General features: G+C 70.1%; 13 protein-coding genes. 8 read left to right on the top strand and 5 right to left on the bottom strand.

Annotated features, from left to right (window positions below):
- Positions 1-246 precede the first annotated feature (246 nt).
- Entirely contained in the window at positions 247-804 is a 558-nt protein-coding gene (locus V6M57_RS02875) for an HNH endonuclease (RefSeq protein WP_332813466.1), read from the bottom strand.
- A gap of 132 nt (positions 805-936) precedes the next feature.
- On the opposite strand from V6M57_RS02875, the gene V6M57_RS02870 reads away from it, so the two are divergent.
- The 7 genes from V6M57_RS02870 to V6M57_RS02840 all read left to right on the top strand — a co-directional run bounded on the left by V6M57_RS02870 (position 937) and on the right by V6M57_RS02840 (position 10,446).
- Positions 937-1,935 carry a bifunctional riboflavin kinase/FAD synthetase gene (locus tag V6M57_RS02870; RefSeq protein WP_332813465.1) on the top strand — a complete coding sequence of 333 codons (999 nt, stop codon included), beginning with the start codon at positions 937-939 and terminating at the stop codon, positions 1,933-1,935.
- A gap of 90 nt (positions 1,936-2,025) precedes the next feature.
- Entirely contained in the window at positions 2,026-4,872 is a 2,847-nt protein-coding gene (gene ileS, locus V6M57_RS02865) for an isoleucine--tRNA ligase (RefSeq protein ID WP_332813464.1), read from the top strand.
- The gene (lspA, locus tag V6M57_RS02860; protein ID WP_332813463.1) at positions 4,872-5,381 is read left to right on the top strand and encodes a signal peptidase II; all 510 of its coding nucleotides are present in this window, start codon (positions 4,872-4,874) and stop codon (positions 5,379-5,381) included. The genes ileS and lspA overlap by 1 nt, the downstream gene beginning before the upstream one ends.
- 49 nt (positions 5,382-5,430) lie before the next feature.
- Positions 5,431-7,101 (top strand): Na/Pi cotransporter family protein, encoded by a 1,671-nt coding sequence (locus tag V6M57_RS02855; RefSeq protein WP_332813462.1) that lies wholly within the window; start codon positions 5,431-5,433, stop codon positions 7,099-7,101.
- Between the two features lie 65 nt (positions 7,102-7,166).
- Positions 7,167-8,528, top strand: coding sequence for a glutamine synthetase family protein (locus tag V6M57_RS02850; RefSeq protein ID WP_332813461.1), 1,362 nt, complete (start codon positions 7,167-7,169; stop codon positions 8,526-8,528).
- Positions 8,528-9,661, top strand: a complete 1,134-nt coding sequence (locus V6M57_RS02845) for an iron-containing alcohol dehydrogenase (protein WP_332813460.1) — start codon at positions 8,528-8,530, stop codon at positions 9,659-9,661. Before V6M57_RS02850 ends, V6M57_RS02845 begins: the two co-directional genes overlap by 1 nt.
- Positions 9,662-9,675: 14 nt before the next feature.
- A complete protein-coding gene (locus V6M57_RS02840; protein WP_332813543.1) occupies positions 9,676-10,446 on the top strand; it encodes a gamma-glutamyl-gamma-aminobutyrate hydrolase family protein in 771 nt (256 codons plus the stop codon).
- Positions 10,447-10,458: 12 nt separating this feature from the next.
- Here the strand turns inward: V6M57_RS02840 and V6M57_RS02835 are convergent, their stop codons facing one another.
- Together V6M57_RS02835 and V6M57_RS02830 are read right to left on the bottom strand one after the other, a co-directional pair.
- A complete protein-coding gene (locus tag V6M57_RS02835) occupies positions 10,459-10,845 on the bottom strand; it encodes a response regulator (protein WP_332813459.1) in 387 nt (128 codons plus the stop codon).
- A gap of 206 nt (positions 10,846-11,051) precedes the next feature.
- Entirely contained in the window at positions 11,052-12,035 is a 984-nt protein-coding gene (locus V6M57_RS02830; protein WP_332813458.1) for a quinone oxidoreductase family protein, read from the bottom strand.
- Between the two features lie 99 nt (positions 12,036-12,134).
- Between V6M57_RS02830 and V6M57_RS02825 the strand changes: the two genes are divergently transcribed.
- The gene (locus tag V6M57_RS02825) at positions 12,135-13,034 is read left to right on the top strand and encodes a DMT family transporter (protein WP_332813457.1); all 900 of its coding nucleotides are present in this window, start codon (positions 12,135-12,137) and stop codon (positions 13,032-13,034) included.
- A gap of 13 nt (positions 13,035-13,047) precedes the next feature.
- On the opposite strand, the gene V6M57_RS02820 is transcribed toward V6M57_RS02825, so the two are convergent.
- On the bottom strand, positions 13,048-13,845 hold the full coding sequence (locus tag V6M57_RS02820) for an SDR family oxidoreductase (RefSeq protein WP_332813456.1): 798 nt from the start codon (positions 13,843-13,845) through the stop codon (positions 13,048-13,050).
- A gap of 50 nt (positions 13,846-13,895) precedes the next feature.
- Positions 13,896-14,822: a DMT family transporter gene (locus V6M57_RS02815; protein WP_332813455.1), complete on the bottom strand. Its 927-nt coding sequence runs from the start codon at positions 14,820-14,822 to the stop codon at positions 13,896-13,898.
- Positions 14,823-14,866 lie beyond the last annotated feature (44 nt).

The raw sequence follows: 14,866 nt of genomic DNA, 5'->3' as shown, positions 1-14,866 counted from the left end.
CCTTCTTGGATGACGGGATGGGCGCCGCCTCCGCGGGAATGACGGCGTAAGGGTCATCCTCCGCGAAAGCGGAGGCTGGCGTTCTGTGGCTCGCACTCGCTCAACCATTCCCGGGCAGGCGGGAATCCCTGGGCGTCGGCATTCGGCGATCGTCGAGGGGAGCACGGGATCCCCGCCTTCCCTAGGATGACGGGACTACACGCACGCGATGCTCATCCGCCACGACCAAAGGCAGGGACGACGGCCTTATGAATGCAGGCGCGAGGTCTTCGGCAGGTGCGCCATCAGGAACTCCATCTGGTCCGCCAGGATGCGCCGGTTGCGCAGGATGAAGTCCTCCCACAGGCTGGGCACGTAGGGGGCGTACAGCAAGGGCATGCGGGCCTGCTCGGGCGTGCGGCTGCTCTTTCGGTGGTTGCACGCGCGGCAGGCGGTGACCACGTTCATCCAGTGGTCCTTGCCGTTCTGGGCGAACGGGATGATGTGCTCGCGCGTCAGCTCTTCCTCGCGGTGGTGTCCGCCGCAGTAGGCGCAGACGTTGCGGTCGCGCGCAAACAGCTTGGCGTTGGTCAGGCCCGGCTTGAGCTCGAACGGGTTGATGTTGGGCACGCCCTTGGTGCCGATGATGCTGTTGACGGTGATGACCGACTGCTCGCCCGACATCGCGTTGTGCCCGCCGCGGAACACCGCCACACGCGCGCCCACTTCCCAGCGCACCTCATCGGCCGCGTAGTGCAGCACGGCCTGCTCCAGCGAGATCCAGGACTGGGGCAGGCCCTGGGCGGACAGCTTCAAGACCTTCAACAGGCGCTCCTTCGGCGATACGAGGCCAACAGGGAACCGGACAACACGCACAATATACCCTGATTCACGGCGGCATCTGCGTCACGGGCTTTCGGGTCGTGCGCCGGCTGCTATCAAAACGATACCAAGCAGATGCGCATCTTCAGAGGCCTCCACCACCCGGGCATCGCGCCGGCCTGTGCCGTGACCATCGGCAACTTCGACGGCGTGCACCGCGGCCACCAGGCCATGCTGGCGCTGCTCGACAACGAAGCCCGCCACCGCGACGTGCCCAGCTGCGTGCTGACCTTCGAGCCGCATCCGCGCGACTACTTCGCGCGCGTGGCCCGCAGGCCCGAAATGGCGCCGGCGCGCATCGCGACCTTGCGCGACAAGCTCGCCGAACTGGCGGCCTGCGGGGTGGACCAATGCGTCGTGCTGCGATTCGATGCCCGCCTGTCCGGGCAGTCGGCCGAGGCCTTCATCCAGCAGGTGCTGGTGGCGGGCCTGGGCGCGCACTACGTGCTGGTGGGCGACGACTTCCGGTTCGGCGCCAAGCGGGCCGGCGACTACGCCATGCTCGATGCGGCCGGCCGCCGCCAGGGCTTCGACGTGGCGCGCATGAACAGCTACGAGGTGCACAACCTGCGCGTGTCCAGCTCGGCCGTGCGCGAGGCGCTGGCGCGCGGCGACATGGAAGCGGTGGGAGGGCTGCTGGGCCGCCCCTACAGCATCAGCGGCCACGTGGTGCACGGACGCAAGCTCGGGCGCGAGCTCGGCTTTCCCACCGTGAACCTGCGCTTCTCGCACTGGAAGCCGGCAGCCAGCGGCATCTTCGCGGTGCTCGTGCACGGGCTGGCCGACCGGCCGCTGGCCGGCGTCGCCAACCTGGGCATCCGTCCATCGATCGATCCGCAGGACGTGAACGGCGGGCGCGTGCTGCTGGAGACGCACTGCCTGGAGTGGCCGCAGCAGCTCGGCCTGCAGGGGGGCTACGGTAAAATCATCCGGGTGGAACTGCTGCACAAGCTGCACGACGAGCTGAAGTACGACAGCCTGGATGCGCTGCGGGCCGGCATCGCCCGCGACCGCGAGCAGGCCTGCGAGTACTTCGCCTCCACCCGGCGCCAGACCACGCGCGACCGAATTTGAGGGTTTGTCATTGCGGGCCCGGCCCGCAATCCATGCTCCCCCCTGGTGGATCCCGGCTGCGGGCCGGGATGACGAATCCGAGGCTTCCCCATGACCGACAAGACCGATTACCGCGCCACCCTGAACCTGCCCGACACGCCCTTTCCCATGCGCGGCGACCTGCCCCGGCGCGAGCCGGGGTGGGTGAAGGAGTGGGAGGACAAGGGCCTGTACAAGCGCCTGCGCGATGCGCGCAAGGGCCGCCAGAAGTTCATCCTGCACGACGGCCCCCCGTATGCGAACGGGCAGATCCACATGGGGCATGCGGTCAACAAGGTCCTCAAGGACATGATCGTGAAGTCGCGCCAGCTCAAGGGGCTGGACGCCGCCTACATCCCCGGCTGGGACTGCCACGGCCTGCCGATCGAGAACGCGATCGAGAAGAAGTACGGCCGCAACCTGCCGCGCGACGAGATGCAGGCCAGAAGCCGCGCCTTCGCCACCGAGCAGATCGGCATCCAGATGGCCGACTTCAAGCGGCTGGGCGTGCTGGGCGACTGGGACCATCCCTACCGCACCATGGATTTCCGCAACGAGGCCGACGAGATCCGCGCCTTCAAGCGGGTGATCGAGCGCGGCTTCGTCTACCGCGGGCTGAAGCCGGTGTACTGGTGCTTCGACTGCGGGTCCTCGCTGGCCGAGTTCGAGATCGAGTACGCCGACAAGCAGAGCCAGACGCTGGACGTGGCGTTCGAGGCGGATGAGCCGGCCCGCGTGTTCGCTGCGTTCGGCCATCCCGTCCGCCGGGACCAGCCGGTGTTCGCCGTCATCTGGACCACCACCGCCTGGACCATCCCGGCCAACCAGGCGCTCAACCTCCATCCGGAGCTGGACTACTCGCTGGTCGACACCAAGCGGGGCTGCCTGGTGCTGGCCAGCTCGCTGGTGGAGCGCTGCCTGGAAAGGTATGGCCTGCAGGGCGGCACCGTGCTCGCGACGGTCAAGGGCGCGCAGCTCGCGGGGCTGGCCTTCCGGCACCCGCTGTACGAGGTCGACCCGGCCTATCGCCGCCTGTCGCCGGTCTACCTGGCCGACTACGCCACCGCGGAAGACGGCACCGGCATCGTCCACTCCTCGCCGGCCTACGGCCTGGACGACTTCAACAGCTGCGTGGCGCACGGCCTCGCATTCGACGACATCCTCAACCCGGTACAGGGCAACGGCAGCTACGCCGCCGACTTCGCGCTGTTCGGCGGCCAGAACATCTGGAAGGCGGTCCCGGCCATCCTGGACGTCCTGGACAAGGCCGGCCGCCTGCTCGCCACCTCGCCGATCTCGCACAGCTACCCGCACTGCTGGCGCCACAAGTCGCCGGTGATCTACCGCGCCGCCGCCCAGTGGTTCGTGCGCATGGACGAGGGCGAAGGCGTGTTCACCCGGGACAAGGCGCCCGCCACGCTGCGCCAGATGGCGCTGGCCGCGATCGAGGAAACCAGCTTCTATCCGGAGAACGGCAAGGCCCGCCTGCGCGACATGATCGCCGGCCGGCCCGACTGGTGCATCAGCCGCCAGCGCAGCTGGGGCGTGCCCCTGCCCTTCTTCCTGCACAAGGACACCGGCGAGCTGCACCCGAAGACGATGGAAATCCTCGACATCGCCGCCGACCTGGTGCAGGCCGGCGGCATCGAGGCCTGGAGCAAGTCCTCGCCGGAGGACGTGCTGGCGAAAGTGGGGGCCGCGGCCGACGCGACCGCCTACACGCGCAGCAGCGACATCCTGGAGGTCTGGTTCGACTCCGGCACCACCCACACCACGGTGCTCAAGGGCTCGCACGCCGGCGCCGGCCACGAGAACGGGCCCGAGGCCGACCTGTACCTGGAAGGCCACGACCAGCACCGCGGCTGGTTCCACTCCGCGCTGCTGACCGCCTGCGCCATGTACGGCCGCGCGCCCTATCGCGGCCTGCTCACCCACGGCTTCACGGTCGACGCCCAGGGCCGCAAGATGAGCAAGTCGCTGGGCAACGGCGTCGATCCGCAGGAGACCTGGAAGAAGCTGGGCGCCGAGATCATCCGGCTGTGGGTGGCCGCCTCCGACTACTCGGGCGACATCGCCGGCGACGACAGGATCCTGGCGCGCGTGGTCGACGCCTACCGGCGCATCCGCAACACGCTGCGCTTCCTGCTGGCCAACGTCAGCGACTTCGACCCCGCCAGGGACGCGGTGCCGCTGGCCGAGATGCTGGAGGTCGACCGCTACGCCCTGAGCCGCGCCTCGCAGTTCCAGGCCGAGGTGCTGGCGCACTACGAGGTGTACGAGTTCCACCCGGTGGTGGCCAAGCTGCAGGTCTACTGCTCGGAGGACCTGGGCGCGTTCTACCTGGACGTGCTCAAGGACCGGCTCTACACCACCGCGCCGAAGTCGCACGCCCGCCGCAGCGCCCAGACCGCGCTGTGGAACATCACCCACGCCATGCTGCGCTGGATGGCGCCCTTCCTCAGCTTCACCGCCGAGGAGGCCTGGAAGGTGTTCGGCCACTCCGACTCGATCTTCATCGAGGAGTACGCCGAGATCGGCTCGCCCGACCGCGAGCTGCTGGCCCGCTGGGGCCGCATCCGCGCCATCCGCGAGCTCGCCAACAAGGAGATCGAGGCGGTCCGCGCCGAGGGCCGGCTCGGCTCCTCGCTGCAGGCCAGCCTGGCGATCACCGCCCCGCCGGCCGAGCTGCAGCTGCTGCAAGGCCTGGGCGAGGACCTGAAGTTCGTCTTCATCACCTCCGCCGTCACGCTGCAACCGGGCGAGGCGCTGGCGGTGCAGGCCACGCCCTCGGCCGACACCAAGTGCGAGCGTTGCTGGCACTGGCGTGCCGACGTCGGCAGCGACCCCGCGCACCCGCAGATCTGCGGCCGCTGCGTGAGCAACCTGTTCGGCGCCGGCGAAGACCGGCAGCACGCCTGATGGCGGCACGCGCATTCGCCCGCGGCGCGAGCCGCAGCGCCGGCATGCTGCCCTGGCTGGGGCTGGCGCTGTTCCTGTTCATCGCCGACCAGTTCACCAAGGTGCTGATCCTGGGCTGGTACCAGCTGGGCGACTCCACCTACGTGACGCCCTTCTTCAACATCGTGCGGGTGCACAACACCGGGGCCGCCTTCTCCTTCCTGGCGGCGGCCTCCGGCTGGCAGCGCTGGCTGTTCACCGCGATCGGCGTGGCCGCCACCCTGTTCATCCTCTGGATGCTGCGCACCCACCCGGGGCAGCGGCTGTTCTCCTTCGCGCTGGCCTGCATCCTGGGAGGCGCGGTCGGCAACGTGGTCGACCGGCTGCTGCACGGCTACGTGGTGGACTTCCTGCAGGTGCACTGGCGCGGCTGGTACTTCCCGGCCTTCAACGTGGCCGACGCCGCCATCACCGCCGGCGCCGCCTGCCTGATCCTGGACGAACTGTTGCGCGTGCGCCGAAGCCGCTGAGCCTGCGCCGCAAACAGGAACCTCCGTCGTATCATCCGGTGCTTCAGGCATGAAGCATCTGTTGAATCTGCTGGCAGCCGTCGCGCTGCTGGTGTGGGGCACCCATCTCGTCCGGACCGGCATCCTGCGCGTCTTCGGCGCCAACCTCCGCCAGGTCCTCGCGCGCAGCATCAGCAACCGCTATACCGCAGGCCTGGCCGGCATCGGGGTCACGGCGCTGCTGCAATCGAGCACCGCCACGGCGCTGATCGTGTCCGCCTTCGTCGGCCAGGGCCTGATCACCCTGCCGCTGGCGCTGGCCGTGATGCTGGGTGCCGACGTCGGCACCAGCCTGGTGACGGTGGTGTTCTCCTTCGACCTGTCCTGGCTGTCGCCGCTGCTGATCTTCCTGGGCGTGGTGCTGTTCATCTCCCGCACCGACACCAACGTCGGGCGCTTCGGCCGGGTGCTGATCGGCCTGGGGCTGATGCTGCTGGCGCTGCGGCTGGTCGCCGAATCCACCCAGATCATGGTGCAGTCGCCGGTGGTCAAGGCGCTGCTCGAGTCGGTCAGCAGCGACCTGCTGCTGGAGATCACCGTGGGCGCCGTGCTGGCGGTGCTGTCCTATTCCAGCCTCGCCACCGTGCTGCTGGTGGCCGCGCTGGCGTCCACCGGGTTCGTGCCGATCGAGATGGCGCTCGGGCTGGTGCTGGGGGCCAACCTCGGCAGCGGGCTGCTGGGCGTGCTCACCACCGCGCGCTCGCCGCTGCAGGTGCGGCACGTGCCGCTGGGCAACCTGATCTTCAAGTGCCTGGGCGTGCTGGTGGCGGCGCCGCTCGTCGGCCTGTGGCTGCGCTACCTGCGCCCGTTCCTGGGCGACCTGGCCACCACCGTGGTGATGTTCCACCTGAGCTTCAACATCGTGATGGCGGTGCTGTTCATCGCCCTGATCCACCCGATCGCCCGCGCCGTGCTGCGCTGGTTGCCGCCGCAGCCGCAGCGCGCCCCCAGCAGCCGGCCCCGCCACCTGGATCCCTCGGCGCTGGGCACGCCCTCGCTGGCGATCTCCTGCGCGGCGCGCGAGGCGCTGCACCAGGCCGACGTGGTCGAGACCATGCTGCAGGGCATGCTCACGGTGGTGAAGACGGACGACATGCGGCTGTCGCAGGAGCTGCGCAAGCTCGACGACACGGTCGACGAGCTCTATTCGGCCATCAAGTACTACCTGACCAAGATCTCGCGCGAGGAACTGGGCGAGGAGGAAAGCCGGCGCTGGACCGACATCGTCAGCTTCACGATCAACATGGAGCAGATCGGCGACACCATCGAGCGCATCCTGATCGACATCGAGGACAAGAAGATCCGCAAGGGCCGCAGCTTCTCGGACGCCGGCATGGCCGAGATCTGCGAGCTGCACGCCCACCTGATCGACAACCTGCGGCTGGGCATGAGCGTGTTCCTCAACGGCTCGGTGCGCGACGCGCAGAAGCTGCTGGAGGAGAAGGCGCGCTTTCGCGACCTGGAGCACGCCTTCGCGTCCACCCACCTGTCGCGCCTGTCCGACAACAGCGTGCCGAGCATCGAGACCAGCTCGCTGCACATCGACCTGATCAGCGACCTCAAGCGGATCAATTCGCACATCTGCTCGATCGCCTACCCGATCCTGGAGTCGGCCGGCGCGCTGGCGCCCAGCCGGCTGCGCGCCGACGTGCTGGCCACCCAGCACGAAACGGCGGCCTGAGAGAGCGGCGGCCACACGGCGCGGCCGAACCGTGCCAGCATGGCAGGGCCACCCAGGCCCCGCCCATGCCGACCCGCAAGCCCCATCCCGCCCTGGCCGCCCTGAAGGACGACGGCGCCACCCAGGTCAAGGTGGCCGTCAGCGACATCGACGGCATCCTGCGCGGCAAGTACCTGCACATCGACAAGTTCCTGGCCGCCTGCGAAGGCGGCTTCGGCTTCTGCGACGTGGTGTTCGGCTGGGACATGCAGGACAGCCCCTACGACAACGCCACGGCGACCGGCTGGCAGCACGGCTTTCCCGACGCACTCGTGCGCATCGAGCTGGGCACGCAGCGGCGCGTGCCCTGGGACCAGGGCGTGCCCTTCTTCCTGGGCGAATTCGTCAACGCCGACGGCACGCCGCACGCCCTGTGCCCGCGCCAGGCGCTCAAGCGGGTGCTGGGCCGCGCCGAAAGGCTCGGCTACCAGGTCATGGCCGGCATGGAGTTCGAGTGGTTCAACTTCCGCGAAACGCCCCAGAGCTGGGCGGCCAAGCGCGGGCAGCCGCCCGAGCCGATCACGCCGGGCATGTTCGGCTACTCGGTGCTGCGCATGGCCGACAACCCCGGCTTCCTCCACGCGCTGATGGACGAGATGCTGGCCTTCAACGTCCCGATCGAGGGCCTGCACACGGAAACCGGCCCCGGCGTCTACGAGGCCGCGCTGGCCTTTTCCGAGGCCCTGGAGCAGGCCGACCGCTCCATCCTGTTCAAGACCGGCGCGCGCGAGATCGGCAAGCGCTTCGGCATCATGCCCAGCTTCATGGCCAAGTGGAGCCAGCAGTACCCGGGCTGCAGCGGCCACATCCACCAGAGCCTGTCGGATGGCCAGCGCAACCTCTTCCACGACCCGGGCTCGCCGCGCCGCATGAGCCGCCTGTTCGAGAGCTGGCTGGCCGGCCAGCTGCAGGTGCTGATGGAGTTCGCGCCGATGTTCTGGCCCACCATCAACAGCTACAAGCGGCTGGTCGAAGGCTTCTGGGCGCCGGTCAAGCCGACCTGGGGCCTGGACAACCGCACCGCCAGCTTCCGGGTGATCGCGGGCTCGCCCAAGTCCACGCGGCTGGAGACGCGCTGCCCCGGCGCCGACGTCAACCCCTACCTGGCGATGGCCGCCGTGATCGCGGCCGGCCTGCACGGCGTCGAGCAGGGCCTGGCACTCACGACGCCCCCGATCACCGGCACCAACCGGGGCGCGGAAGGCGTGCCGCCGGCGCCGCGCTCGCTGATCGAGACCACCCGCAACTTCCGGCAGTCGGCGATCGCGCGCGACTGGCTGGGCGATGCCTTCGTCGAGCACTTCGCCGCCACCCGCGAATGGGAATGGCGGCAGTGGCAGGATGGCGTGACCGACTGGGAATTGAAGCGCTACTTCGAGATCATCTGATGGCCGCCGCCGGCTTTTCCTTCCCGACCGCGATCCGCTTCGGCGCCGGCGTGCGCCGCGAAGTGGCGGGCCACCTGCGCGAGCGCGGGCTGGCGCGGCCGCTGCTGGTCACCGACGGTGCGCTGGCGGCGCTGCCCTTGCTGGCCGAATTCCGGTCGCACCTGCAGGGCCTGGCCGTGTCCGTGTACGCGGGCGTGTCGGGCAACCCGACGGCACAGCAGGTGATGGATGGCGCGTCCGCCTTCCGCGCCCATGGGGCCGACTGCGTGATCGGCTTCGGCGGCGGTGCGGCGCTGGACGTGGCCAAGGTGGTCGGGCTGGCCGCCACCCACGAAGGCCCCATCCTCCAGTACGCCTGGGGCCACCCGTCTGCCCGCCCGGTCCCCGGTGAACTGCCCTGGTTCGTGGCCTTGCCCACCACCGCCGGCACCGGCTCCGAGGTCGGCCGGTCGGCCGTGATCAGCGAGGACGACACGCACCTCAAGCGGGTGGTGTTCGGCGCCGCCCTGCTCGCGCGGCAGGTCTTCGCCGACCCGGAACTGACGCTCGACCTGCCGGCGTCGGTGACCGCCGCCACCGGCATGGATGCGCTGACGCACAACGTCGAGAGCTACCTGTCGCCGGCCTACCACCCGCTGTGCGACGGCATCGCGCTGGAAGGCACGCGGATCGCCGCGCGCGCGCTGGAGCGGGCCGTCCGCGAGCCGCACGACCTGGAGGCCCGCGGCGACATGTTGATGGCGGCGATGATGGGCGCCATCGCCTTCCAGAAGGACCTGGGTGCCGTGCATGCCTGCGCGCACGCGCTGGGCGCCGTCTGCAACCTGCACCACGGCCTGGCCAATGCGCTCATGATCGATACCGTGCTGGACTGGAACCGCGCGGCCGTGCCCGCGAAATTCGACGAGCTGGCGCACGTCAGCGGCGTGGCCGGCGGTGGCGCGGCGTTCGTGGACTGGCTGCGCGCCCTCAAGGACCGCATCGGCATCCGCGGCGGCCTGGCGGCCCACGGCGTGCAAGTGGAACAGGTGCCGCGGCTGGCCGACGTCGCCAGCGCCGACATCTGCCACCGGACCAACCCGCGGCCGTGCACGCCGGCCGATTTCAGACGCTTTTTCGAGGAGGCGATGTGAGCAGCCAGGGCAGGATGACGGACCGGCTCAAGATCGGCATCAGCGCCTGCTTCTTCCACCCCGACCCGGACCGCAAGGCGGCGGCCAGCAAGACGCTGCAGTGGATCGAGCAATCCACGGCGCACTGGGTGATGTCGCAAGGCGCCCTGCCGGTGATGGTGCCCTCGCCCTTCGGCGACACGGCCCGTGGCGACGTGGGGCTGGCCGACTACGCGCGCTGGCTCGACGGACTGGTGATGCACGGGGGCGCCGACATCTGGCCCGGCAGCTATGGCGAGGAGCCGCTACGACCCGAGTGGAGCGGCGACCGGCTGCGCGACGAGTACGACATCGCCCTGGTGCGTGCCTTCGTCGCGGCCGGCAAGCCGGTGTTCGGCATCTGCCGCGGGCTGCAGCTGGTCAACGTGGCGCACGGCGGCACGCTCTACCAGGACATCGTCACCCAGAAGCCGGGCGCCCGCGTGCACCGGGACGCGCAGGCCTACGACCTGCACTTCCATGACGTCGACGTGCTGCCCGGCACGCGGCTGGCGCAGCTGCTGGGCGCCCGGCGGCACCGCACCAACAGCGTCCACCACCAGGGTATCAAGGATCTCGCTCCCGGTTTCACGGTCGAGGCGGTCTCGCCCGACGATGGCGTGGTCGAGGCCGTCCGCCACACCAGCCGGGCCTGGATCGCGGCCGTGCAATGGCACCCGGAGCTGCACCGGGCCGACCTCGGCGTGGTGGACGACACCCCGCTGCTGCTCGATTTCCTGGAAGCGGCGCGGGCCGCCCGCGACTGAGCCGGCCGGCGCTCAGGCGGCTTCCAGCTCGCCGCGCGCCCGGACGCAGTAGTCGAGCAAGGCGTCGATCTCGGTGGACTTGTCGAAGACGGCGTCGGCGCCGAGTTGCGCGCAACGCCGACGCATGTCGGCGGTCGCGTGGTTGCTCAGCACGATCACCTTCTGTCCGTGCCGCCGCTGCTGCAGCGCCTCCACGACCCGAAGGCCGTTGCCCTGCCGCAGGAACAGGTCCACTACCGCGACGTCCCAGCCCTCGGGGTGCTGGGACAGCCAGCGCTTGCCCTCGTTCTCGCTGTCCGCCAGGCCGACCGGTTGCACCTCAGCCAGTTCCTGCAGCGTTTCGACCAGGTTCTCCCGGATCGTGGGGCTGTCCTCGACGATATAGGCTCTCAGGGCCATGGGCATTGGCTGCGGCCCGCCTGCAGGGCTGCGGAAGGTACTTCGACTGAGCGCCAATCTACCCCGCGCGTGCAGCAGGCCTTGCAAGCACCCGGGCCAATCGCCTGTAGGAATGGGCGTTCAGCGCCTGTTCAGGAGCAAAGGCCCACCGGCCGTCGCGCGCCGGCAGATGGGCAGTGCGGCGCCGGCCTGCCGGGGCGGCAGCCTCAGAGCGTGAGGATGGTGCAGCCGGTGGTCTTGCGCGCTTCCAGGTCGCGGTGCGCCTGCTGCACCTGGTCCAGCGGGTAGCGCTGGTCGATGCGGATCTTCACCTGGCCGCTGGCGACCACGTCGAACAGCTCGTCGGCCATGGCCTGGGTGGCCTCGCGGCTGGAGATGTGGGTGAAGAGCGTTTGCCGGGTCACGTAGATCGAGCCCTTGGGGCCCAGGATGGCGGGTGCGAACGGCGGGACCGGCCCGGACGTGCTGCCGAAGCTGGCCATCAGGCCGAACGGCGCCAGGCAGTCGAGCGACTTGTCCCAGGTGTCCTTGCCGACCGAGTCGTACACCACCTTCACGCCACGGCCGCCGGTGATGGCCTTGACCCGCTCGCGGAAGTCCTCCCTGTTGTAGTTGATCACGTGGGCCGCGCCGTGCGCCTTGGCCAGCGCGCACTTCTCGTCGGAGCCGGCCGTCCCGATCAACTGCAGCCCCAGCGCCCGGGCCCACTGGCAGGCGATCAGGCCGACACCGCCGGCGGCGGCGTGGAACAGGACGGGGTCGCCGGCCTGCAACCCGCCCTGCGGCAGGGTGCGCTTGAGCAGGTACTGGGCCGTCAGTCCCTTGAGCATCATGGCGGCACCGGTGTCGAAGTCGATCGCGTCGGGCAGCCGGCACACGTTCTGTGCCGGCATCACGCGCACTTCGCAATAGCTGCCGGGCGGCTGGCTGGCATAGGCCGCACGGTCGCCCGCCTTCAGGTGCGTGACGCCCTCCCCGACCGCCTCCACCACGCCGGAGGCTTCCATGCCGATCTGCAGCGGCAGCGGCAGCGAGTACAGGCCGGTGCGGTGGTAGACGTCGATGAAGTTCAGGCCGACCGCCTTGTGCCGGATGCGGATCTGCCCGGGCCCGGGCTGGCCGACCTCCACGTCGACGATCTTCAGTTGCTCGGGACCACCGGTCTGGTCGATGCGGACGGCTCGGCTCATGCTCTCTTCCTCGGGTGCTTGCGGGACGCGCGCCATCCTGCCACGGATTGCACCGGCGCGCCGCGGGGCTGCGCCATGCCCCGACTACGATTGCGGCCCATGCACCAACGCCTGACCCCCGCGACCGCCGGCCTGCTGGTCCTCCCTCCGCTGCTGTGGGCCGGCAACGCGGTGGTGGGGCGCATGATGGTGGGGCTGGTGCCGCCCATCACGCTGAACTTCCTGCGCTGGGCACTGGCCTTCGTGCTGCTGCTGCCGGTGACGGCTTCGCTGCTGCGCCGCGGCGGACCGCTGTGGCCGCAGTGGCGCCGGTTCGCGGTGCTGGGCCTGCTGGGGGTGGGCGCGTACAACGCCTTGCAGTACCTGGCGCTGAAGACCTCCACGCCGCTGAACGTCACCCTGGTGGCCGCCAGCACGCCGGCCTTCATGCTGGGCATCGGCGCGGTGTGGTTCGGCCAACGCATCACGCGCCGCCAGCTGCTGGGCGCCACGATGTCGATCACCGGCGTGCTGGTGGTGCTCGGCCGGGGCGACTGGGAACTGCTGGCGCAGGTGCGGCTGGTGCCCGGCGACTTCTTCATCCTGCTGGCCACCGCCGCCTGGGCGGTCTACAGCTGGCTGCTGGTGCGCCCCGGCGACCCGCCGGAGATCCGCTCGGACTGGGCCGCGCTCCTGATGGCGCAGATGGTGTTCGGGCTGGGCTGGTCGGGCCTGTTCGCCGCCGGCGAATGGGCGGCCGAACCGCAGCGCATCGCGTGGGGCTGGCCGGTGGTCGCGGCCCTGGGCTACGTGGCGCTGGGTCCGGCGATCCTGGCTTACCGCAGCTGGGGCCTGGGCGTGCAGCGCGTGGGGCCGACCATCGCCGGGTTCTTCTCCAACCTCACGCCGCTGTTCGCGGGCGTGCTGTCGGCGGCCCTGCTCGGCGAGATGCCGCACCTGTACCACGCCGCCGCGTTCGTGCTGATCGTCGGCGGCATCGTGGTGTCGTCGCGGCGCTGAGCGCCCGTCGCGATCAGTGCGTGCCCGGGTAGGCGCCGCCGTCGATCAGCACGTTCTGGCCCGTGATGTAGCTGGCGTGGCGGCTGCACAGGAAGGCGCAGGTGGCGCCGAACTCCTCGGGCGTGCCGAAGCGGTTCGCCGGGATGGTGTTCATCCGGGCGGCCGCCACCGCATCCATCGTCTGGCCGGTCTTCTTCACCGCACCTGCCATGGTGGCGCGCAGCCGGTCGGTGTCGAACGCACCGGGCAGCAGGTTGTTGATGGTGACGTTGGCCGCCGCCAGCTTGCGCGTGCGCGCCACACCCGCGACGAAGCCGGTCAGCCCGCTGCGGGCGCCGTTGGACAGCCCGAGGATGTCGATCGGCGCCTTCACCGCCATCGACGTGATGTTGACGATGCGGCCGAAGCCGCGCGCCGCCATGCCGTCGACCGTGGCCTTGATCAGCTCGATGGGCGTGAGCATGTTGGCGTCCAGCGCCCGGATCCAGGCCTCGCGGTCCCAGTCGCGGAAATCGCCCGGCGGCGGGCCCCCGGCGTTGGTGACCACGATGTCGTAGTCGGCCCGCAGCGCGAACACCGCGGCGCGGCCTTCGGGCGTGGTGATGTCCGCGGCGACCTGCAGCACCTGCGCATCCTTCGGCCGCGCCGGCTCGGACTGCAGCCGCTGCACCGCCTGCTGCAGCGCCGGCGCGCCGCGCGCGACCAGCACCACGTTCGCGCCTTCGCGGCTGAGCGCCTGCGCGCAGCCGAAGCCCAGCCCCTTGCTGGCGCCGCACACCAGCGCCCACTTGCCTGCAATGCCCAGATCCATGTCAGCCCGAGTTGGTGAACGAAGCGTCGATCATAAGGACGCGAGGGGGGTCAGCGCCGCCCGCGCGTGAACACCCAGATGCCGGCGATCACCAGCGCGGTGCCGGCGACGATCCAGCCGGTGAACGGCTCGCCCAGGATCAGCACGCCCATGAGGATGGTGGACAGCGGGCCCACCATGCCGGTCTGCGCGGACAGGGCCGGCCCGATGCGCTCGATGGCCATCATCACCAGCAGCACCGGCACCGCCGTGCACAGCGTGGCGTTGAGCACCGACAGCCAGACCACCTCGGGTGCGACTTCCAGCGCGAGGCCGGCGGGCCGCAGCAGCAGGTACTGGGCGATGCAGAAGACGCAGGCCACCGAGGTGGCCAGCCCCACCAGCCGCAGCGAGCCGAGCCGCTGCACCAGCTCGCCGCTGTAGACCAGGTAGACGGCATAGGTCACGGTGCTGATGAAGATCAGCGTGGCGCCCCACGCCGCGTCCGGACCGACCGCCCCCATCTCCTGCCCGAACACCAGCAGCACGCCGGCATAGCTGATCGCCATGCCGGCCAGCTGCGCGCGCGAGAACGGCTTGCGGTACAGCGCCCAGCCGAGCAGCAGCACCATGGTGGGGTTGAGATACAGGATCAACCGCTCCAGCGAAGCGGTGGTGTACTGCAGGCCGGCGAAGTCGAGGAAGCTCGAGAGGTAGTAGCCGGTGAAACCCAGCCCGAGCACGCCCAGCCAGTCGCGGCGCTGCAGCGGCGGCCGGCCGCGGCTGGCCCACCAGGCCATGGCGGCGAACAAGGGCAGCGCGAACAGCATGCGCAGCATGATCAGCGTGACCGCGTCGACGCCGTAGCGGTAGGCCAGCTTGACGATGATGGCCTTGCCGCTGAACGCGATCGCGCCGGCCGTCGCCAGCGCCAGCCCCGGCAGCAGGCGGCCCGGTGCGGCGATCGCTTCGGGCATGGCGGGCCGGGACGAACTCATCGGGGGCCGATCGTGGCGGCGCCAGCGAAACGGCGCCCGAAGGC

Origin of the sequence: Ramlibacter sp. (genome assembly GCF_036676645.1) — a bacterium.
GTDB lineage: Bacteria > Pseudomonadota > Gammaproteobacteria > Burkholderiales > Burkholderiaceae_C > Ramlibacter.
The sequence above is the reverse complement of the archived record's forward strand: the minus strand, read 5'-3'. Positions and strand labels throughout refer to the sequence as shown.

What these genes read in the sequence shown, in the direction of transcription:
- V6M57_RS02870 (WP_332813465.1), top strand. Translation starts at nt 937, where the DNA reads ATGCGCATCTTCAGAGGCCTCCACCACCCGGGCATCGCGCCGGCCTGT.
- ileS (WP_332813464.1), top strand. Translation starts at nt 2,026, where the DNA reads ATGACCGACAAGACCGATTACCGCGCCACCCTGAACCTGCCCGACACG.
- lspA (WP_332813463.1), top strand. Translation starts at nt 4,872, where the DNA reads ATGGCGGCACGCGCATTCGCCCGCGGCGCGAGCCGCAGCGCCGGCATG.
- V6M57_RS02855 (WP_332813462.1), top strand. Translation starts at nt 5,431, where the DNA reads ATGAAGCATCTGTTGAATCTGCTGGCAGCCGTCGCGCTGCTGGTGTGG.
- V6M57_RS02850 (WP_332813461.1), top strand. Translation starts at nt 7,167, where the DNA reads ATGCCGACCCGCAAGCCCCATCCCGCCCTGGCCGCCCTGAAGGACGAC.
- V6M57_RS02845 (WP_332813460.1), top strand. Translation starts at nt 8,528, where the DNA reads ATGGCCGCCGCCGGCTTTTCCTTCCCGACCGCGATCCGCTTCGGCGCC.
- V6M57_RS02840 (WP_332813543.1), top strand. Translation starts at nt 9,676, where the DNA reads ATGACGGACCGGCTCAAGATCGGCATCAGCGCCTGCTTCTTCCACCCC.
- V6M57_RS02835 (WP_332813459.1), bottom strand. Translation starts at nt 10,845, where the DNA reads ATGGCCCTGAGAGCCTATATCGTCGAGGACAGCCCCACGATCCGGGAG.
- V6M57_RS02830 (WP_332813458.1), bottom strand. Translation starts at nt 12,035, where the DNA reads ATGAGCCGAGCCGTCCGCATCGACCAGACCGGTGGTCCCGAGCAACTG.
- V6M57_RS02825 (WP_332813457.1), top strand. Translation starts at nt 12,135, where the DNA reads ATGCACCAACGCCTGACCCCCGCGACCGCCGGCCTGCTGGTCCTCCCT.
- V6M57_RS02820 (WP_332813456.1), bottom strand. Translation starts at nt 13,845, where the DNA reads ATGGATCTGGGCATTGCAGGCAAGTGGGCGCTGGTGTGCGGCGCCAGC.
- V6M57_RS02815 (WP_332813455.1), bottom strand. Translation starts at nt 14,822, where the DNA reads ATGAGTTCGTCCCGGCCCGCCATGCCCGAAGCGATCGCCGCACCGGGC.